The 21,195-nt window shown below is 37.7% G+C and carries 19 protein-coding genes; 2 read left to right on the forward strand and 17 right to left on the reverse strand.

The features are described 5' to 3' along the window. From ACLIBG_RS11390 to hprK, 5 genes are all read right to left on the reverse strand, one after another. On the reverse strand, positions 1 to 492 hold a 492-nt coding region (locus ACLIBG_RS11390; RefSeq protein WP_439312884.1), incomplete at its 3' end, for an acyltransferase. Positions 493 to 497: 5 nt separating this feature from the next. Beyond that, positions 498 to 1,133, reverse strand: a complete 636-nt coding sequence (ppaX, locus tag ACLIBG_RS11395) for a pyrophosphatase PpaX (RefSeq protein WP_439312885.1) — start codon at positions 1,131 to 1,133, stop codon at positions 498 to 500. Beyond that, positions 1,123 to 2,067, reverse strand: a complete 945-nt coding sequence (locus tag ACLIBG_RS11400; protein WP_439312886.1) for a nucleoside recognition domain-containing protein — start codon at positions 2,065 to 2,067, stop codon at positions 1,123 to 1,125. The genes ppaX and ACLIBG_RS11400 overlap by 11 nt, the downstream gene beginning before the upstream one ends. Before the next feature lie 60 nt (positions 2,068 to 2,127). Then, the gene (gene lgt / locus ACLIBG_RS11405; RefSeq protein ID WP_439312887.1) at positions 2,128 to 2,982 is read right to left on the reverse strand and encodes a prolipoprotein diacylglyceryl transferase; all 855 of its coding nucleotides are present in this window, start codon (positions 2,980 to 2,982) and stop codon (positions 2,128 to 2,130) included. Positions 2,983 to 2,993: 11 nt separating this feature from the next. Next, the gene (gene hprK / locus ACLIBG_RS11410) at positions 2,994 to 3,935 is read right to left on the reverse strand and encodes an HPr(Ser) kinase/phosphatase (RefSeq protein ID WP_439312888.1); all 942 of its coding nucleotides are present in this window, start codon (positions 3,933 to 3,935) and stop codon (positions 2,994 to 2,996) included. A 398-nt stretch (positions 3,936 to 4,333) separates the two neighbouring features. On the opposite strand from hprK, the gene ACLIBG_RS11415 reads away from it, so the two are divergent. Continuing rightward, positions 4,334 to 4,780 carry a hypothetical protein gene (locus tag ACLIBG_RS11415; protein WP_439312889.1) on the forward strand — a complete coding sequence of 149 codons (447 nt, stop codon included), beginning with the start codon at positions 4,334 to 4,336 and terminating at the stop codon, positions 4,778 to 4,780. Between the two features lie 125 nt (positions 4,781 to 4,905). Here the strand turns inward: ACLIBG_RS11415 and ACLIBG_RS11420 are convergent, their stop codons facing one another. The 12 genes from ACLIBG_RS11420 to ftsE form a co-directional block, all read right to left on the reverse strand. After that, positions 4,906 to 5,607 (reverse strand): SDR family oxidoreductase, encoded by a 702-nt coding sequence (locus ACLIBG_RS11420; RefSeq protein WP_439312890.1) that lies wholly within the window; start codon positions 5,605 to 5,607, stop codon positions 4,906 to 4,908. 165 nt (positions 5,608 to 5,772) lie between these two features. Further along, the gene (locus ACLIBG_RS11425; RefSeq protein ID WP_439312891.1) at positions 5,773 to 6,129 is read right to left on the reverse strand and encodes a phage holin family protein; all 357 of its coding nucleotides are present in this window, start codon (positions 6,127 to 6,129) and stop codon (positions 5,773 to 5,775) included. Positions 6,130 to 6,131: 2 nt separating this feature from the next. After that, on the reverse strand, positions 6,132 to 6,323 hold the full coding sequence (locus ACLIBG_RS11430) for a PspC domain-containing protein (RefSeq protein ID WP_439312892.1): 192 nt from the start codon (positions 6,321 to 6,323) through the stop codon (positions 6,132 to 6,134). 40 nt (positions 6,324 to 6,363) lie between these two features. Further along, positions 6,364 to 7,038, reverse strand: coding sequence for a bacillithiol biosynthesis deacetylase BshB2 (gene bshB2, locus ACLIBG_RS11435; RefSeq protein ID WP_439312893.1), 675 nt, complete (start codon positions 7,036 to 7,038; stop codon positions 6,364 to 6,366). 141 nt (positions 7,039 to 7,179) lie between these two features. Continuing rightward, the gene (locus ACLIBG_RS11440; protein ID WP_439312894.1) at positions 7,180 to 7,530 is read right to left on the reverse strand and encodes a YojF family protein; all 351 of its coding nucleotides are present in this window, start codon (positions 7,528 to 7,530) and stop codon (positions 7,180 to 7,182) included. A gap of 205 nt (positions 7,531 to 7,735) precedes the next feature. Beyond that, positions 7,736 to 10,615, reverse strand: coding sequence for an excinuclease ABC subunit UvrA (gene uvrA / locus ACLIBG_RS11445; protein WP_439312895.1), 2,880 nt, complete (start codon positions 10,613 to 10,615; stop codon positions 7,736 to 7,738). A gap of 7 nt (positions 10,616 to 10,622) precedes the next feature. Continuing rightward, on the reverse strand, positions 10,623 to 12,605 hold the full coding sequence (gene uvrB / locus ACLIBG_RS11450; protein ID WP_439312896.1) for an excinuclease ABC subunit UvrB: 1,983 nt from the start codon (positions 12,603 to 12,605) through the stop codon (positions 10,623 to 10,625). A gap of 519 nt (positions 12,606 to 13,124) precedes the next feature. Next, the gene (locus ACLIBG_RS11455) at positions 13,125 to 14,303 is read right to left on the reverse strand and encodes a PDZ domain-containing protein (protein WP_439312897.1); all 1,179 of its coding nucleotides are present in this window, start codon (positions 14,301 to 14,303) and stop codon (positions 13,125 to 13,127) included. A gap of 124 nt (positions 14,304 to 14,427) precedes the next feature. Further along, positions 14,428 to 15,876, reverse strand: coding sequence for a S41 family peptidase (locus ACLIBG_RS11460; protein WP_439312898.1), 1,449 nt, complete (start codon positions 15,874 to 15,876; stop codon positions 14,428 to 14,430). Positions 15,877 to 16,324: 448 nt separating this feature from the next. Next, entirely contained in the window at positions 16,325 to 17,713 is a 1,389-nt protein-coding gene (locus ACLIBG_RS11465; protein WP_439312899.1) for a murein hydrolase activator EnvC family protein, read from the reverse strand. Between the two features lie 89 nt (positions 17,714 to 17,802). Further along, the gene (gene ftsX, locus ACLIBG_RS11470) at positions 17,803 to 18,696 is read right to left on the reverse strand and encodes a permease-like cell division protein FtsX (protein WP_439312900.1); all 894 of its coding nucleotides are present in this window, start codon (positions 18,694 to 18,696) and stop codon (positions 17,803 to 17,805) included. After that, positions 18,686 to 19,372: a cell division ATP-binding protein FtsE gene (gene ftsE, locus ACLIBG_RS11475; RefSeq protein WP_439312901.1), complete on the reverse strand. Its 687-nt coding sequence runs from the start codon at positions 19,370 to 19,372 to the stop codon at positions 18,686 to 18,688. Before ftsE ends, ftsX begins: the two co-directional genes overlap by 11 nt. A gap of 518 nt (positions 19,373 to 19,890) precedes the next feature. Here ftsE and ACLIBG_RS11480 point away from each other — a divergent pair. Continuing rightward, a partial coding sequence (locus ACLIBG_RS11480) for an ISL3 family transposase (RefSeq protein WP_439312902.1) occupies positions 19,891 to 21,195 on the forward strand: 1,305 nt, incomplete at its 3' end.

The raw sequence follows: 21,195 nt of genomic DNA on the forward strand, positions 1-21,195 counted from the left end.
TTCCATTTCTTCTTTCGTGTATATCAACTTCATCGGATTTCCCCCGACGAAGCATCCCGCGGGTACATCTTTATGCACCAGTGACCCGGCCGATACTATGGCATGATCACCAATTGTCACACCGGGCAGAATCGTCGTATTCGCACCAATCATGACTTCATTTCCAATCATAACATCTCCGGTTCGATATTCCTTAATTAAGTATTCATGCGCCAGAATAGTTGTATTGTAACCAATAATGCTATTGCTACCCACCGTAATTTTTTCCGGAAACATTACATCCGGCATCACCATCAGTGCAAAAGAAGTGTGCTTACCGACTTTCATACGAAGAAATGTTCGGTATAGCCAATTTTTCATACGTAAAAACGGAGTATAACGTGCAATTTGGATAATAATAAAATTTTTCATTACCTTCCAAAAAGATACCGTCTTATAGATTTGCCATAAAGAATTTGTATCTTTTACATATATCCGTTCTGTTTTTCGCATATCTGTTACACCCCGACAATTTTTAACAAATCACGCATGTCTTCTAGCATATACGTTGGATCATAATTCAAAAGAAATTCTTTCCCTTTCTCACTCCATGCCACACCGGCTGTTTTAACTCCAGCATTTTTCCCCGATTCAATATCATGATAGTTATCGCCTACCATTATCGATGTCTCAGGTGTTGCTCCTAGATTGCTCATTGCCTTTAAAACCGGTTCCGGATGTGGTTTTGGATGAGTCACATCATCCATTGAGACGATTGTTTCAAAATAGTCTTCTAGTCCAGTTAAAGATAGACCTTTCAACACTCCCTGCCGCATTTTTGCTGATACAATCCCCATCTTGATTTGATGCTGTCGTAGTTGTTCAACAGTTTCCAACACATAAGGGAATACTTTTACGAAATTATCGTGATGCTTTATATTATGTTCTCGATACGTATCAATCATAGCCTCAGCCAGGTCAGGATTTATTTCCTGAAATGTATCAATTAATGGGGGCCCATTAAATTCCATTATTTCCTTTTTTGTAAAGGTTAATCCATAATGTTCAAATGTATGTTCAAATGATGAAATGATTAATTCATTTGTATCAATCAACGTACCATCCAAATCAAATAAAACTGTATCAATACTCATGATATACTTCCTTTCTTTTCTCCGTTCGTTTCCAAATAAATGCGATCGTCATCGTTAATACAACTGCCATCAATAAACGGATGACAAGTAATGGCCAGACAGGAATACCCAAGGGAATAAATACAACGGTATCTTCAATAACGGCGTGACAGGAAACAAGAAAGATGAGTGCCAATATTGTATCTCTGCGTGAGACCCCATCTTCCTTAACCGCCTGAATCATTACACCAGCACCGAATGCCAAGCCGATCGTCAAGCCGGTGACAAGTGTCATTGACGTATTTTTTTCCATCCCCATTAACTTAGTAAATGGTGCAAATCGATTGGAAAGAGCTGTTAACCAACCTTTTTCCCGCAAAAATTGCATAGCAAGCATGAGCGGAAATATGACTAACGATAGCTGAATAACAGCAATGATCGCGGTTTGAAAACCATATAGAACAATGTCGAACCATCCATTCAGCACAACATCTGATGATGATATAAATCCATATTGCGCCGGTTCCGAGCCACCTGCTCCCTGCCAAACAAGATTAATAATAAACCCCGAAGTCAAGGCCAACCCGACTCGAATACCTGAAATCAACCACCAACTGACACCTACTTTAGATGCAACCGATGACTCGATAAATAAATTGTGTGAAAATGAAAGCATCATCGCTAAAATAAACACTTCTTTAACAGTAAAGTCAAACGAAACAATAGCACCAATTCCTGCATACAAATTTAATGCATTCCCAAGGACGAGAGGCATTGCTGCTTCTCCAGGCAAGCCGATCAATCCCATAACAGGACTTAATAACTTGATGAATGCGGGAAGTATTGGAGTATGCTGTAAGATCATTACAATAAATGTCACCGGAAATACAATTTTTCCTAATGTCCATGAAACATTTAATCCTTGCAATAAACCACGCGTTACAATTCCTGTCAATTCTAATCCTCCATTTTGACACCTTTAACAACAATAAATTCCCGTATACCTATAAACAATTTACTTCTTTTTATTCTTCCGTTGCGGTTTCACTCGTTTCCCATTGTAATAATAGCGAACGGATTTTGTTTTTCTGTGATAAATTATAAAGGCAATCGCCCCAATAATAAGCAGAATCGAAATAAACTGAGCGGTTCGAATTGGCCCAAATAGATACAAGCTGTCCGTACGCATTCCTTCAATAAAGAATCGTCCGACGGAATACATCATTAAATAGCTTAGGAAAATTTCCCCTCTTAATGGGTTATATTTCCGCATTAAAAGCAGTAATACAAACACAAGTATATTCCAGAGTGATTCATATAGAAAAGTCGGGTGATACATGACGCCCTCAATACACATCTGATTCATAATAAAGTCCGGTAAATATTGATGAAAGCTTTCGTATGTAGTCTCGGAAATAGCTCCACCATGGGCTTCCTGATTCATGAAGTTCCCCCAGCGGCCAATTGCTTGTCCAAGAATTAAACTGGGTGCAATAATATCCGCCAGCTGCCAAAACGAAACATTTTTCACACGTGCATATACAATTGCAGTCAACACGGAACCAATCAGTGCGCCGTGAATAGCGATACCGCCTTCCCAGATGGCAAACACTTTCCACCATGGGCCACCAACGTAACGATCCCATTCAAATGTTACATAATAAATACGAGCAAATATAATTGCAATCGGCGTTGCAAACATAATTAAATCAACGATAAGGTCTTTTTTAAGTCCAAGACGATCCGCTTCTTTTGTCGCCAAATACAAACCTAAAAACAACCCAGTCGCAATAATAACGCCGTACCAATAAATCGTTATTGGCCCAAAATCAATAAAAACCCTATTTAGCGAAGGGGCATCACACATCAATACAATCACTCCTAATAAATGTCATCATCGTTTCCTTGCTTAATCATTGTCGTCAACTGATCTGAAAATTCTTCTGCTGTATTGACTCCCATTCGTTTCAAACGGAAATTCATTGCAGCTACTTCAATAATTACCGCCAAGTTTCTTCCCGGCCTTACTGGTATGGTCGCTTTAGGAACGTGAACATCCATAATTTTCAATGTATCTTCTTCAATTCCTAAACGCTCATATTGCTTATGTTCATCCCAAAGTTCAAGTTCAATAATCATTGATATTTTTTTATAGTTCTTTACGGATCCGGCTCCAAATAACGTCATAACATTAATGATACCTAAACCTCTAATTTCCAATAAATGCTCGATTAAAGGAGGCGCACTTCCGATCAAGACATCATAATCTTCTTGTCGCATTTCAACACTGTCATCAGCAACAAGTCGGTGTCCACGTTTGACAAGTTCGAGTGCCGTTTCACTTTTCCCTACTCCGCTCGAACCCGTTATTAAAACGCCTACTCCATACACATCTACAAGCACACCGTGAATGGCTGTCGTAGGGGCGAATTTGGTTTCTAGAAAATGTGTAATTCGTGTAATTACACGTGTTGTCTTACGTGGGGATTTTAATATGGGGACCCCTGCGTAGTTAGCAGCCTCCAATAAAGTGTCCGGAATGTCCATCCAGTTTGAAACAACAATTCCGGGTGTAATATCCGTACATAGTCGTTCGGCCCGATCTCTTTGCTCACTTTCTGTTAAATCAAGAAAATAACCCATTTCTGTTTTTCCGATTAATTGTATCCGCTCTTTAGGATAATAGTTAAAATATCCGGTCATTTCAATAGCCGGGCGCGAAAGATCGCTCGTCGTTATTTCGCGATGTAATCCATCTTCACCCGCCGCAAGAGTAAGATTGAAATTTTCCAATAAATGTTTTGTTCGTACGACTGATGGCATAGTTATCCCTCCAACTAGATACAATGACTGCTTTTTATTGTAGCATATTTTGAATGAAGACGTGACTGTACATGTATAGAAAATTCCTTCAGTGATATTTCATATATGGAAAGATAGTAAACAATTACTTTCAGAGGCATGGGAAGTAAATTTTCAAGACACCTCCTTACTCAGTGAATTTTGCAAAATACATTCACCAAAAATATTAGGCAAAGGCTATATTTAGATGAAAATATGAAGCCTTTAAACTTTTAGGTTAGTGACTAAATGTTAGGTCATACATACAATACTTTTAAGAGTTATTCAAAAAGTCTAGTAAAAATCGCTTTGATCTACTGCGCTTTTTACCTCCTTTTTGAATATGCATGAATAAGGAAATGATGAAAGGAGAATTTCATGTGAACAATGTAAGCATACAAACAACATTTGAGGAAATTTATAATTTGCTCGTCGACTTCAGTAACCAAATTGAAGGAATTCGAAAAACGACATACTTCCTAACCATCGAACTTTCGGATTCCTTACCAATTTCGTGGAACCAATTTATTGATTACTTCGATTTAGGGGCTTATTTTCATCACCGTTGCCAAGGATATGTAGAATGTCTACGTGTAACAAATGCGTATTCACCATCAAGTATTGAAATTTGGATTCATGAATTAGTTAACCCGGCAGCATCTAATTTTATGCATGCTATGCAGTTAATGAGCGAGATTGAAAAAATACCTGAATTTAAGGACAGCGAACAGTTAACCATTCTTAAAATGGAAATAGCTGTATTCCGCAAAACAGCTATGATGATTTTACAATACTCTAATAGCCTTAATTTAAAGTATTCATATTAAGAAGTTAATATTTGTATCTTAACGTACTTCGTTATTTCAACTTTACTTTAAAATCTACCCCTTATGTATGGAGTAGTTCCAAGGCTTATTCCGGAATGGTACCCGATAATTGTTAGATAAATCTGTCAAACTGGTCTAACTGTAATTTCATTCACATTTACATGTTCCGGCTGAGTCACGGCAAAGACAACTGCTTTTGCAATGTCAGCTGGTTCAAGTTTTTTTCGATCAGTCTCAAATGGACTCTTTGAACTTAAAGGGGTTTCGACCATTCCTGGCGAAATATTAGTGGTACGTACACCAGTGTTGGCTAGTTCCTTTTCTAGTCCGGTGGAAATCGCCCGAACAGCAAATTTTGTTGCACAGTATACTGTGAGTCTTTCAATAACTTCAAAACCTGAATCAGAAGCAATATTCACGATATGACCACTTTTATTCTCCAGCATGTCAGGTAAAATTGAATGGATACCGTAAAGGACTCCTTTGATATTGATATCAATCATTTGCTCCCAATCAGAGATACTTCCTTCTAAAACTCTGCTAGAAGCCATCCTCCCGGCATTGTTCACATAAATATCTACCCTTCCGAAGTCTAGCTTTGCACGTTCTACCAGAAGAGAAACATCTTGTTGCTTTGTCACATCAGTCTGGACATATAATATATTTTCTTCTACGCCAATCTCCGAAGCAATGTTTTCAAGTTTTTCTTTATTTCTAGCTGCTAATACAACATTTGCGCCTTCCTTTGCAAGTTCTTTCGTAATTGCAATTCCAATGCCACTGCTTGCTCCGGTAACAATAGCTGTTTTCCCAATTAACTGTGTCATAACTATTTTCCCCCTTATTTCTATATCTGACCCGATTATGATATTTTTTTCACTAAATATCCCCTTTAGATAGATTATTACAAAAGGGGATAAATCTTCACAACCTTTTCCAAAACGAGAAACCTATGTTGTGAAAGGTGCGGCTATGTTCTCAGAACCACAAATTCAGTTTTTTACATCGCTAATTAATTGGTTCAATAGTGTATTTATAATAGAAATAATGATGGAGGCAATGATCGTAATTCCGAATCCATCTATAACAAAAGATTGGTCCATTAATCCTTGCGTAATGTACAGCGTGATCGCATTAATAATAAATAAAAACAGACCAAACGTCATAATGGTAATCGGTAATGTAAATATGATCAAAATTGGCTTCACGATTAAATTGAGAATCGATAAAATGACACTGGCAAACAAAGCCGTAACGAAATTTTCAATATGGAAGGAGTCAAACAATTGTGCAACGGCAATAAGGGCAACAGCATTTAAAATTAACGACAACACCCACCGTATAATCATGACTAAATCCCCCACTCGTCAGGAATAATAAAGATTCCTACAATATACAGGAAAATTAACGAACCAGAACTTAAAAACAACCCCGCTACAAACAACAAGCGCACAATGGCTGGGTCAATGCGGAAATAGGCTGCAATGCCACCTAGAACACCATAGGCAATTCGTTCACTTCTTGACCGATACAGTCGTTTCATATAGATTCCTCCTGTTTTCCTTGTCAAAGAAATAAAAAGTTTATGCGTTACTATAATCCCAAATAAAAAACTGTTCTTTCCCTAGTCGTTTTTCATAGTTTTCCCGCATAAGCGCCATTTCTTCCGGATGTTTATCAAAACGCTTTAACATTCCTTCCGCCTGTGATTTATGGGTAAGGATTGCCTCCATTTTTTGATCAAAGATAGGTGTAATGTCGTGAATAATATCCGGATTTCCCAGAACTTCCTCAAAGTTTTTTGAAATGGCGGAAGCCCAGACAGTTGGACGCTTATCTTCATCCATCAAACGAACCGCTTCAATCGTTGCTGCACCTAATGCATTATGGTCCGGGTGAACTCCATGATCCGGATAATGCGTAATGACCAATGATGGATTGATCTCTTCTAGTACGCTTTTCACATGAGCGGCTACTGCATCCTTATCTTCAAATTCGATTGTTTTATCGCGATATCCAAGGGCACGGAAATCAATATCAAGCATTTTACACGCTTCAATGAGTTCTTTTTCTCTTATTTTTGATAATGTTTCCCGGTTGGCAAAAACGGGAGACCCCATATTACGGCCCATTTCCCCCATTGTTCCACATAAATACGTAACCGGAACACCTTGTTTACGAAAATTGATAATCGTTCCCGCAGCACCAAATGACTCATCATCAGGGTGCGGATAAATAACAACAACATGTTTTTCCATGACTTATTCACCTTTTCTTATTGGAACATCGTTGTTCCATAAATTATTCTATTCATGAGTATTCAAAAACATAAATATATAAAACATTTAAGCTAACGCTGAATACCCAAACGATTAATGCCGAGCTTCTTGAATGTTTTATTAGTTAAAGGGTGTTTCACTAATTTGCAATGCAACCATCAGTCTGCCTTCAGGGTCATGGCCGGCTAGCAGTAGTTTATTACTTTCATACATTTCCCAATCAGTTAGCCCTTCTGCATAAACCCAACCGTTTTCCGTTTTTAACCCTACACGATACGAACTATTTTCGCCGATAATTTTTGCCTGTGAAAATTTGATTCCTGCATTGCGAATATATGCACCGACGTTTACACCCTTATTATCAAAATGGCTCGCATAAGCACCATTTGTTGTTTCTAAATGGATAAACACAGGTTTATTCTTAAATTGTTCAAGTACTTGCTGAACTTTTTCAACTTCAATCGGATTCATTCTTCCGTACCTCCCCATTATATACTCTTATAGCTTAACGAAACCGTACATATGCGTCAAAACATTTTACTTACAAGTGGGTAACTTACGCATTTATCTATATCAACTCTAGTGTAGTGCATCATTGTTAGTTATCTTATCCACAATCCGATTATATGAAAAAGCTGTCGGAACCCCCAAGATCCGAACAGCTATGATTTATTTTTTATTTAGCGGTTGCTGCTTTTTCTTTCTGTCCGACTCTTTCTTTCATTCGTTCACGGTCTCGCTCCAATATTGGTTTTAAATACTTGCCTGTGTAAGATGCACTCATATCCGCAATTTGTTCTGGCGTACCTGTTGCGATAATTTCTCCGCCACCATCGCCACCTTCTGGGCCAAGGTCTATAATGTGGTCTGCCGTTTTAATGACATCTAGATTATGTTCAATAATTAAAACGGTATCCCCATTTTCTACAAGTCGTTGCAATACGGTTAATAATCGTCGTATATCATCTGTATGCAAACCGGTTGTTGGTTCATCTAAAATATAAAATGTTTTTCCAGTAGAACGTTTATGCAATTCACTAGCAAGTTTAACCCGCTGAGCTTCTCCACCAGACAATGTCGTTGCTGACTGTCCAAGCTTTATATATCCGAGACCGACATCAAAGATCGTTTGTAACTTTCGTTTTATTCGTGGGATATTGCTGAAAAAGTCCAGCGCTTCTTCAATACGCATATCGAGTACGTCGGCTATGTTTTTCCCTTTAAACGTTACTTCCAATGTTTCTCGGTTGTACCGTTTCCCATGGCATACTTCACAAGGGACATAGACATCCGGTAGAAAATGCATTTCAATTTTTAAAATGCCATCCCCGCGGCATGCTTCACAGCGGCCGCCTTTTACGTTAAAACTAAACCGGCCTTTTTTATAACCACGCATTTTTGCCTCATTTGTTTGCGCAAACACATCCCGAATATCGTCGAATAAACTCGTATACGTAGCCGGATTTGAACGAGGCGTTCTTCCGATGGGCGATTGATTAATGTCAATCACCTTTTCAATATAATCAAGTCCATTAACTGTTTCGTGTTTTCCGGGTTTATGCTTGCCACTGTACAAATGCTTGGCTAATGATTTATATAAAATTTCATTCACAAGGGTACTTTTACCTGAGCCTGAGACACCGGTCACCACCGTTAATAGGCCAATAGGAAACTGAGCGGAAACATTTTTTAAATTATTTTGCTCTGCACCGATTACTTCTATGAAACGGTCATCACTTATGCGGCGTTCCACGGGTAATGGAATATACTCTTTACCGGAAAGATATTTACCTGTTAATGATTTTTTTGTTTTCATAACTTTGGCAGGTGTGCCACTCGCGACAATTTCACCGCCATGATCCCCTGCACCAGGGCCGATATCAATGAGCCAATCAGCTGCGAGCATCGTATCTTCATCATGTTCCACGACAATTAATGTATTATCAAGATCTCGCATTCGCATTAATGTATTGATCAGACGATTATTATCCCGCTGATGCAATCCGATCGACGGTTCATCCAATACATATAAGACTCCTGTCAGAGCAGAGCCGATCTGAGTAGCAAGACGAATACGTTGTGCTTCCCCACCGGACAATGTTCCTGACGAACGTGACATCGTTAAATAATCCAAACCAACATTATTTAAGAAATCGAGCCGATCGCAAATTTCCTTTAAAATTAACCGAGAAATTTGTTCTTCTTTTTCAGTTAATGGTAATTGCATAAAAAATTGTTTCGCTTCGTTTATTGAAAAATCGGTCACTTCGCTAATATGTTTTTCATTCACACGTACGGCAAGTGCTTCTTTTTTGAGTCGGTAGCCATTACACGAAGGGCAATTTTTCTGTGCCATAAACTTTTCAAGCGTTTCCCGAATAAAGTCGGAGGATGTTTCATGATAACGCCGAGAAATATTATGGATAACCCCTTCGAAGTGAATTTCACTTTCGCGCACGTTTCCAAAATCATTCACATAGTAAAAATAAATTTTCTCTTTTCCACTACCATATAAAATTTTATCCAATTGATTTTTAGGAATTTTTTTCACAGGTATATCCATATCAATTCCATAATGATCACATACACTTTTTAATAACTGTGGGTAATATTGTGAACTTATCGGAGCCCAAGCAGCTAGTGCATGTTCATTCAATGTTTTTTCCCAATCTGGAATGACAAGATCGATATCAACTTCTAAATTTGTTCCCAAGCCGCTGCAAGTCGTACACGCGCCATATGGACTATTAAACGAAAACAAACGCGGTTCCAATTCCTCTATAGAAAATCCACAAATAGGACAAGCATGGTTTTCATTAAAAACAAGTTCTTCATCACCAATAACGTCGACAATAATCCGGCCATCCCCTAATGGCAAAGCCGTTTCAATAGAATCACTCAGTCGACTGGCAACCCCTTCTTTTACGACAATCCGGTCAACGACAACTTCAATAGAATGCTTTTTGTTTTTTTCGAGCTTGATCTCATCGGTTACTTCGCGCATTTCATTGTCCACACGAATGCGCACATAGCCTTCTTTTTTTAAATCCTCAAGCACTTTCACATGCTCACCTTTACGGCCGGTAACGACTGGTGCTAAAATTTGAATTTTTGTCCGTTCGGGATATTCCAAAATTCGATCTACCATTTGCTGAACGGTTTGTGACGTTATCTCAATCCCGTGTTCCGGACAAATTGGTCTTCCAATTCTAGCATATAATAAGCGGAGATAATCATATATTTCCGTTACCGTGCCAACAGTAGAACGTGGGTTTTTACTCGTCGTTTTTTGATCAATCGATATGGCCGGTGATAATCCTTCGATCGTATCTACATCCGGTTTATCCATCTGTCCGAGAAATTGCCGGGCATATGCGGAAAGTGACTCTACATATCGACGCTGGCCTTCCGCGTAAATCGTGTCGAACGCAAGCGAGGACTTTCCAGATCCGGAAAGTCCGGTTACAACGACTAATTTATTTTTTGGTATCGTTACATTAATATTTTTTAAATTATGTGCTCTTGCACCTTGTATCTTTATAGCATTATTAGGCATGAACGCGTCATCCTTCCGCTTTTAACTCAAAAATAATATCTCGCAGTTCAGTAGCTTTTTCAAAATCAAGTTCTTTTGCTGCTTCTCTCATTTCTCTTTCCATTTGTTCAATAACTTCTGCTTTTTCCTTTGCAGGTAATTTAGAGATCTTCGTTATACTTCCATCATACTGTTCCGCCTCCTCAGCAGCAACAGTTGCACGAATAACATCACGAACTTCTTTCTTAATTGTTTTCGGTGTAATATTATGCTCTATATTATATGCTTCCTGTATTTCTCGACGGCGATTTGTTTCATCTATAGCAACGCGCATAGAGTCTGTAATCCGATCCGCATACATAATGACTTGGCCATTTTCGTTACGGGCAGCTCGCCCCATCGTTTGGATAAGCGAACGTTCAGAACGAAGGAAACCTTCCTTGTCTGCATCCAATATGGCAACAAGGGATACTTCAGGAATATCCAGTCCTTCACGCAATAAATTAATACCGATAAGCACATCATATTTGCCGATCCGTAAATCGCGAATAATTTCAATCCGTTCCAATGTTTTTATCTCGGAATGCAAATAGGCTACTTTTAAGCCTAGTTCTTTGAAATAGTCCGTTAAATCTTCGGACATTTTTTTCGTTAATGTCGTTACAAGTACTCGTTCGTTTCGTTCAGTTCGTGCATTAATTTCTCCAATTAAATGATCGATTTGCCCTTCAATCGGCTGCACATGCACTTCAGGATCCAACAATCCGGTAGGACGGATAATTTGTTCAATCATTTCCGGCGAATGTTCCCTTTCATATGGTCCAGGAGTTGCTGATACATAAATTAACTGGTTCGTTTTTTCCTCAAACTCGTCGAACTTAAGTGGCCGGTTATCTAGAGCAGATGGAAGCCGAAAACCGTGATCAACAAGCATTTGTTTTCTCGCGCGGTCTCCGTTGTACATTCCACGTACTTGCGGCAATGTTGCATGCGACTCATCAATAACGACTAAAAAATCTTCCGGAAAGAAATCAATCAACGTATACGGTGTCGATCCTGCTTCCCGTAGTGTTAAATGGCGGGAATAATTTTCAATACCCGAACAAAATCCCATTTCTTTCATCATTTCAAGATCATAGTTTGTTCGTTGCTCCAGTCGTTGTGCTTCTAATAGTTTATTCTCCGCACGATACTCTTTTAAACGTTCTTCCAGTTCTAATTCTATATTTTTTATCGCTATTTTCATTTTCTCATCACGGGTAACAAAGTGTGAAGCAGGAAAAATAGCTACATGTTCACGGTCTCCAATAATCTCCCCAGTCAATGCATCTACTTCACGAATCCGATCAATTTCGTCACCAAAAAATTCGATTCGTATACAATGCTCTTCTTTTGATGCGGGAATAATCTCTACCGAATCTCCACGGACCCGAAATGCTCCACGCTTAAAATCTATATCATTTCGGGCATACTGTACATCAACTAAATCACGTAAAAGTTGATCGCGCCCTTTCTCCATACCCATTCTTAAGGAAAGTACTTGGCTTTTATATTCTTCTGGTGAACCTAATCCATATATACACGAGACACTCGATACAATTAACACATCATTTCGTTCAAATAGTGCAGAAGTGGCCGAGTGGCGCAATTTATCTATTTCATCATTTATGCTTGCATCTTTTTCTATGAACGTATCTGTAGAAGGAACATACGCCTCCGGTTGGTAGTAATCATAATAACTGACAAAATATTCCACCGCATTATTTGGAAAAAACTCCTTAAATTCGCTGTATAACTGCCCTGCTAACGTTTTATTGTGAGCAATGACTAATGTCGGTCGATTTATCTCTTCTACAACATTAGATACGGTATATGTTTTACCTGTTCCGGTTGCACCGAGTAATGTTTGATGTCGTTGACCCGATTTTATTTTATCAACTAGTTGTTCAATTGCTTTTGGTTGATCTCCTTGCGGTTGAAAATGAGCTTGTAATTGAAACTGTTCTTGCACAAAACAGCCCTCCAGTTCAGCATCTGTCTTTAGTTTATCATTTAAAAAATGAAAGTAAAAAAATTACCGCAGCCATTTGCTTCAGTAATCATTTACGGATTGTTTACACAATGTCTCTACGTTTTTTCTATACAATTAAGTTATTACCTAGCTATACATATAGTAAACATAGTATCATACAGTTGAAATTACTATAATCTTGCTATATTCCACACTTTGTATCTAATTCATTATACCATGTTAACGAACAAATATTCGATTTTTTTGCTTATACATCGACCAAATAAGTTGCTCCATGTCTATCTACAACTACGAAACAATTATGCAGTTCAATAGTGCCAGCATATAACCCCTTAAACTAACAGCCATCGAAAAAAACGCTTGTCAAATTTATAACAAAATAAGGCCTGCATCAAGTTGATGGGCCTTGTAGTTTTTATACTTGTGGTTTGATGTTATATCCGTACCTTTAAATCCGTTCTTCGGGTTTTAGCAGTATATTTTGCTGTCAGAAAAATTCTAATTAACTTGTTTAGCATATGGCTCTGCTGAAAATATAATACCTAATTTATAATGTTCCCCTTCATAAAATGGACTTTGCAGAAAACGAATTTCTCCATTGTCGTCTAATATATCCAATTTAAAGAATGCTCCACTCGCTTGCAATGCTTCATAAAATTCAAATGATCGAGAAATTTTTTTTCCATTTACTCGTACAATTGTTTCACCAACAAGGATCCCTAATCGTTCTGCAGGCGTTCCGGGGATAACGCCAAGTACTTTTAAGCCTTCATTAAGCTGGTAAAAATACGTATTCTTTCGTTTTTCCGCTAGTCGATGACGATAATTAATCATTTCTTTTCCTAATATGCCAACAAATACGGCAAGAAGCGATAAAGCTGGTATAAAAATACTTCCTACACTAATTACCAAAACGATAAAAGCTAAATAAGCAACCGAACGTGCCAACTGTTTTGCTGCCAACATTGGTAATCTCCCACTTACTACATAATCGACACCTATTAAAAAAGGAAATAATAGCAAGCTGTACGATTCACTTCCAATGGAAAAATACGGCCAATATGGAGCAAAAGGTGTAATCAAACCAGCTGGAACAAGCATAAAAAACGGAATGAACGATAGTTTTTTAATCTGATGCTCTCCAACCCAATTTCCTCGATTACTTAAAGCAAGGCGAGGAAATGTTTCATTCCGTTTGACCTTTACTAGCAAGACGGCTTCAGTCAATAGAAACAGTCCTAGCAATATAGAAAGGCTCGATAAAGAAATGGTTGAAAACACCGTTGGATCAATGACATTTTGCAGATCTAGTAAAATTGGACCGAATAATATGATTATATACGTAATTCCTAATGTATAGACGGCTGAAAGCATGCTGAAGCGAAACGAAATACTTAAAACAATCATTACAACAATTAACAACAACACCATTTCATAAGAATAAACAAAGCCGGCACCGATAGTAATGATCGAAATAAGCAAGCCAAAAACAACTGCGATTAATCCCGTATTTTTCAACTCGGAAAAAATATCGAATATTTTATAGCCGAAATTCTTTCGCTCCAGCTTCACTCTTTTATAGCCAGCGATAACTACTAGGATAACGCCCCAGTACAAAAGCGGGTTCAAAAAGAACTTTCCTATTCCTTTAGCCATTTCAACCAACCATGCTTCCATCACAGTGATCACCTTCTTAGCATAGTTATGAAGTTCTCTTTATACAGTAATATAATATATATTCGACATCATTCGTACAAATTCCTGCTAATATAGATCTTTTTTCTAATTGTGAACAATATTATTATTTATACAAAACGTTTAATGCTTCTTTTAATTGTTGGTCATCTTCACCTTCACGAATGTTTTCAACTACTTTTGTTTCAATTAAATTGGCCGTCTTTTCATCTACTTCTCCAGTTACTTTTAAATCGTGTTCTTTTTGGAAGTTTTCGACAGCTGTTACGGTCTGCTTATCAAAATAACCGTCTTTTCGCTTCGTATCATAACCAAGACCGGACAGCATGGTCTGAATGTTTTTTATGTTATCCCCTGTATGGTTGAATGTCAGTGGTTCTTCAACCTGAATCGGATTGGAATAATAATATTGAGGTTGTTTTTCTTCAATGGTCGGCTCCACACCTTTTTCATTTATCCAATTCCCTTCAGGTGATAACCATTTATAAAAAGTGAGCTTAATCGTGCTACCATCTCCCAGCGGAACCGCTTGTTGCACGGTACCTTTTCCAAAGCTCGTCATGCCGATCACATCATAACCGGTTTCTTTCATGGCTACGGCTAGTATTTCTGAGGCTGAAGCACTTCCTTCATCAATTAACACATTGATTGGATAATCCTTCTTCTTATCTAGTTCTGTATAATATGGCGTTTTCTCGCCTTTTTGATCTTCAATTTGTAAATAAGGAACATCTTTTGGTATAAAATGTCCTAACACATCTTCTACTGCTTCAAGAATACCGCCGGGATTACCACGTACATCAAGAACTAATCCATCAATATTGCTGTTTTCAAGAGTTGACAGATGCTCCGAAAATTCTTCTGATGTATGCTCCGAAAATGAAGTAATCGTTAATATTCCTGTTTTTTTGCCATCGATCATTTTTGTATCCGAATAAACTGTTTCCACTGGTATATCGTCACGAACTAGTGTCACTTCAAACGGGTCAGAAACACCCGCACGCTGAACCTTTAAAACGACCTCCGACCCTTTTTCACCGCGAATCTTTTCTACCGCTTCATTTAAATCATAGCCCTCAAGACTTTCATTATCCACACTTAATATTTGGTCGTTAGGTCTCAATCCAGCCGCTTCCGCCGGAGAGTCTTTTATCGGTGCAACGATAGTTACTTTGTCCTCGACCATACTCACTTCAGCGCCTATGCCTTGGAACGAGGATTCAATTTGTTCATTAAACCGTTTCATTGCTTCAACGTCCATATATGTACTGTAAGGGTCATTCAACGTATCAAGCATTCCCTGAATAGCTCCTTCAAACAGCTTGTCATCCTCAACATCATCGACATAGTGCTGTTTAATTAGCTGATACGCTTGCATCACCTTTGATATATCCTCTTCATTTTTTTCTGATTCATTATTTGTTGCAATTTGGGCAGTATTGTTCTTACTAATGAAATTAGGTTGAATAATTTTTGCGCCAACAAAGGCACCAGCCAAGCCAAACCCAAACGCTACTAATAAAAATATGGCAATATACCGTTTTTTAAAATACATCCTTCCACCTCGACCGTTTTTAAATTTATATACACTCTTTTTAAAATAATGCGGATAATTCCTTCTTGAACAAGTCGAAGCTCCTATTAGAATAATCCGCTTTTGCTCGTCTTTTAGAGAGTGGACAGCTTTCCTTCTTCATAATGTTTTTTCTGTGCTCTGTTACTTCCTGGCTATAGTTTACTAACTTTCAAACGTCTTTTCTACTGTGTAAGAAAAGCTCGAGCGCCCTGTTCAGCCCCGACAAGCTTAAGCAAGAATTCGTAGTGACGGTTTTTGTCACGAAGAATTATTGCTTAAGACCTCGAGGGGCTGGGCGCTTAAGCTAGACAGCTATGCGCAAAAATTTTATACTTTCTGACCTTTCAAAAAAGACATCACACAATAATGTGCGATGTCTTTAATATTATAGTTTATGCTTAGTAAATGCAAATACATGCATTCGATTTTAATTCAGGTAAGAGCGTGGATTCGCTGGATTTTTATATCCTCCTGGATGAATCTCAAAATGTAAATGGGATCCAGTTGAATTACCTGTACTTCCCATGCCTCCGACTCGCTGTCCTTGGCTTACACTCTGACCGACAGAAACGGAAATACTGCTCATGTGTGCATAAAGCGTTGAATATGTCTTTCCATTAATTGAATGCGTGAGCATGACCGTATTTCCATATCCACTCATCCAGCCAGCATAAGCAACAGACCCCGAAGCAGACGCTTTAATTGTCGTCCCTATTCCATTAGCAATATCAATTCCATTATGATGTTTACCTACTTCACCGGTAATCGGATGTACTCTAGGACCGAATCCAGAAGACCTTCTACCACTAGCCGGCCATATAAAAGTACCGCCGCCCCCACTGCTTACACTATTATTTGTATGATTGTTGCTTGTGTTACTACTTCCGCTTCCATTTCCCGTTCCAGAACTTTTCACTGCTTTTTCGGCTGCTTTCTTTCTTGCCGCTTCCTGTCTTGCTTTCTCCTCCAATTCTGCCTTTTCCTGCTCTGCGACTTGTTTCGCCTGAGCTAATGCAGCTGCTTGTGAGGCAATTAACTTTTGTTCTTCTTCAACAGTAGTTTTATGATCTTCCAATTTTTCATGCTCTTCTTCCAATTGGCCCATTAAACTTTCCTGCTTTTGCTTTTGCTCATCAAATTGTGCTTTTAAAGCTTCTAAGTTTTTCTTTTGACTTACTAAATCAGCTTTCTTTTTTTCAACGCTTGCTTTCTTCTCTTCCACTTCCACCTGTTTATTTTCCAATGCTAGTTTATCGGCAGCATGTTCTTCCATAATGGATTTGTCTTGGTCCATGATGGCATTTACAGCAGATGACCTGCTGATGAAATCACTAAAGTTTTCTGATCCTAGAAGTACTGCAATGTACTTAACATTTCCACCATTTTTTTGAATGGAGCGAAGGCGTTCTTTTAATAATTCTTCACGTTTTTTTATCCGTTCCTGAAGCTCTTTGATTTCCAATTTTAGTTGTTCAATTTCTTTTTCGAGATCAGCAAGTTCTTTATTCGTTTGATCAATCTCTGATTCTTTCGTTTTTATTTTACTTTGTGTATTGTCAAGTTTTTCCGTAATTGTATGTATTTGCTCTTCAACTGACGCCTGTTCCTGCTTATTGTTTTCCATATCTTTTTCCGTGCTTGATTTATCCTTATGTAATTCACTTTGTTTATTCTTTAATTCCGAATGCTCTTCTTCGAGTTCTTTAATTTCTTTGTTAACACTGCCGATTGATTCGGCAGACAACGAATTCCCATTTACTAAACTAGTAGTTACAACGACAATAAAAGCTATTAAATAGAGTGACAGCTTTTTCATTTATCGATTTCCTCCCCCATATTAACGAAAATAAATCTTTTTCAGCAGACAAGTAACGACTTGTCCGCTGAAATTTATGTTTAGTAAACTTATACTTTAAGAAACTTGCGAACACTCATGACACTGCCCCACATTCCGATAACCATGCCTATAGCAAGAATGATTAAGGAGAGTTGCCATGCAAATGGATTGAACGGTAAAAACTGTACAAAACTGTACGTAATTTGCTCACTGAGACTATTAACAATGAAATAATAACCGGTCATAATGAGTGCAATTGGGATAATCGCCCCCAGCACGCCTAGTAGCATTCCTTCAATAAAAAATGGCCATCTAATAAATCCGTTAGTTGCTCCAACCAACTTCATAATCCCAATTTCTCTGCTCCGAGCCATTATAGTTAATTTTATCGTGTTGGAAATAAGAAACACTGCTGTTAAAACTAGCCCCGCGATTAAAACTAACCCTATCGTTCGTGCATATTTATTAAATTCAAATAATCGTTGCACAACATCTTTTCCGTAATTCACTTCATAGATGTGATCAAACGATTGAATTTTTTCCGCAAGTGCTGCCGTCTCTTCAGGATTTGCCGCCTTTACAATGTAAGCATGATTTAAAGGATTGTCCTGTTCGAACATTTGCCATGATTCGCCTTCTTCTCCCATACCTTCAACAAGATTTTTCAATTCTTCTTCCTTGGAAGAGAAGGTAACCGTATCAACGCCATTTAACTCTTTTATCTTTTCTCCCATTTCCTTGACTTCTTCATCACCAGTCGTTACATCAATTAAAACTTTGATTTCCACATCTTCTTCTACTTTTACGGCCATTTGGTTAATATTCAGCATGAGCGCAAGAAACGCACCAACTAAAATTAATGTTGTCGTTACTGCCCCTACCGATGCAACCATCATCCAGCCGTTCCGTATAATGTTTTTTGCTCCTTCACGGACATGTCGTTTCATCGTACTAAATTTCATAACCGTATTCCCCTTGTTGCTCATCTCTGACAATAAGTCCATCTTCAATGGCGATTACTCGCTTTTTCATCGCATTTACAATTTCTTTACTGTGCGTGGCCATAATGACCGTTGTTCCTCTTGAGTTGATTTCTTCAAAAACACGCATAATATCCCATGAAGTATCCGGGTCCAAGTTCCCTGTTGGCTCATCCGCAATGACAATCTTTGGTTGATTTACGATCGCTCGTGCAATCGATACCCGTTGCTGTTCTCCACCGGATAGCTCGTCCGGTATAAATCGTGCTTTATTTTTCAGGCCTACGAGTTCTAGCACTTCCATGACCCGTTTACGAATATTACGTGGTGACTCTTCAATTACTTCCAACGCAAATGCAATATTTTCATAGATTGTTAGTTTTGGAAGTAACTTAAAATCCTGAAATACGACTCCTATTTGTCTTCTTATAAATGGGACCTGTTTTTCTTTTATATCGGTTATGTCTGTATCACTAATAGCAATTTCTCCGGAGGATGGCTTTGCTTCCCTGTACATTAATTTTACAAATGTCGACTTTCCTGCGCCACTAGGACCAACGACATATACAAACTCGCCTTGTTCTATGTTTATATTAATTCCATTTAGGGCTGTGACCCCATTGGAATATGTTTTATTAACATCTTTCATCTTAATCATCTATATACGCACCTTTATATCTAGTTTTGCAACTCGAAAATTGATTGTTTTTATCGCTTATTGACTTTACTCATATAGTATAACATCTTTTAACCACTTTTTTAGACAAATTAATATTACATTTGTGTTTCAAATATCTCTATTGTGTAACATTCTAGGGTTATTTGCGGAATATTTTATTCGATTCAAACACATAGGTCTAAATGCTTGGTTGACGTCAAGGTAATTCAATTTAATTTATACGTACTTTCTAATAAATTAGCTCTAATTAAACGATTAATTAATTCTATATGAATGCCATTTGCAAAAGGAGGGTACTTTTAAGGTTAAATGTGAGAGGAAAAATCCGGCTTTTATGATTTTTTGTATTTATCGTAAAAATAAAAAAAGCGGCTCTACAATAAATAGTGTTGGTGAAGAAAATTCACTAACACTATTTTTTAGTATAAAAATAGAAAACAAGTGAGTTTCCCTTTAGAATTAAAGTCGACCAAAACCAAATCCAGGAGGGAAATCACTTGTCTTATTCTAAGACTATAAAAGTTTTACTCGATATACAAGATAAAAACATTACGATTGTAGAAGATTCTATTCAAATTAAGAAACATCAAGGAATCATGACCAAGTTTATTCCAGCTAAACTTACCTACACACCAACACACTGTGCATGTTGTGGGGTTAAGAATGAAAATTATACCGTTTATAAAAATGGCACGAAAACATCAAGTATCACCCTACCAATGTCTGGTATATATCCAACGTATTTAAACCTAAAGAAACAGCGATTTTCCTGTAAAGCTTGTAATACTTCGTTTATTGCACGTACATCAATTGTCGAAGAACACTGCTTTATTTCAAATCATACAAGAGCGAAAGTACTTATAAAATCAACCGATGCACAATCCCTAACCGACATCGCCAAAGACTGTTCCGTTTCAACCGCAACAGTGCAACGTATCATAACGAAAGAAGCTAAAAAATATAAGCCATACTATCATGCATTACCGAAACATTTATCGTTTGATGAATTTAAATATGCAAAGGGCCAAATGGCCTTTGAATATGTTAATGGAGAGACTGGAGACATCCTTGATATTTTGGATCGCCGTGATAGCTATACCATCAAAAATCATTTTATTGCCAACTACCAAAGACGCGATTTAAAAGAAGTAGAAACTGTCACCATAGATATGAATGCGGGATATGTGAATGTCATCCAAGAAGTATTTCCACAAGCGAAAATTATTATTGACCGTTTTCACCTAGTTCAATTAATTAGTCGTGCAATGAATATGACACGCGTACGTGTCATGAATTCCCTACGAACATCAAATGGGGAAGATATGAAAAAATACCGGCGTTTAAAAAGATATTGGAGACTATTATTGAAATACAAAAAGGATTTATCTTATACCGATTACAAGTACTACAGGCTGTTCGGACAACGTCTCGAAGTTAATATAGTAGAAGAATTATTAAGTTACGATACCAATCTAAAAGCGAACTACAATCTTTATCAATCAATATTGGAAAGCATCAAAGAAAAAGATTTCAAGACACTCGAAGACATATTATCGACGGTTAACTTAAGTACAATCTCACGCTATATGAGAACAAGCGTAAAAACACTACAAAAACACTTGCCTTTTATAGAGCACAGTCTTTCACATCCATACAGTAATGGTCGAATTGAAGGCATTAATAATAAAATCAAAGTATTAAATCGAGTTGCATATGGCTACCAAAACTTTAATAACTTTAAAAATAGAATTATGCTTCATTTCAAGTTAAAAGCAATTGTAAACCAACAAAAAGAATCTGTT

Source organism: Virgibacillus sp. W0181 (genome assembly GCF_051846915.1).
GTDB lineage: Bacteria > Bacillota > Bacilli > Bacillales > Amphibacillaceae > JBPYCR01.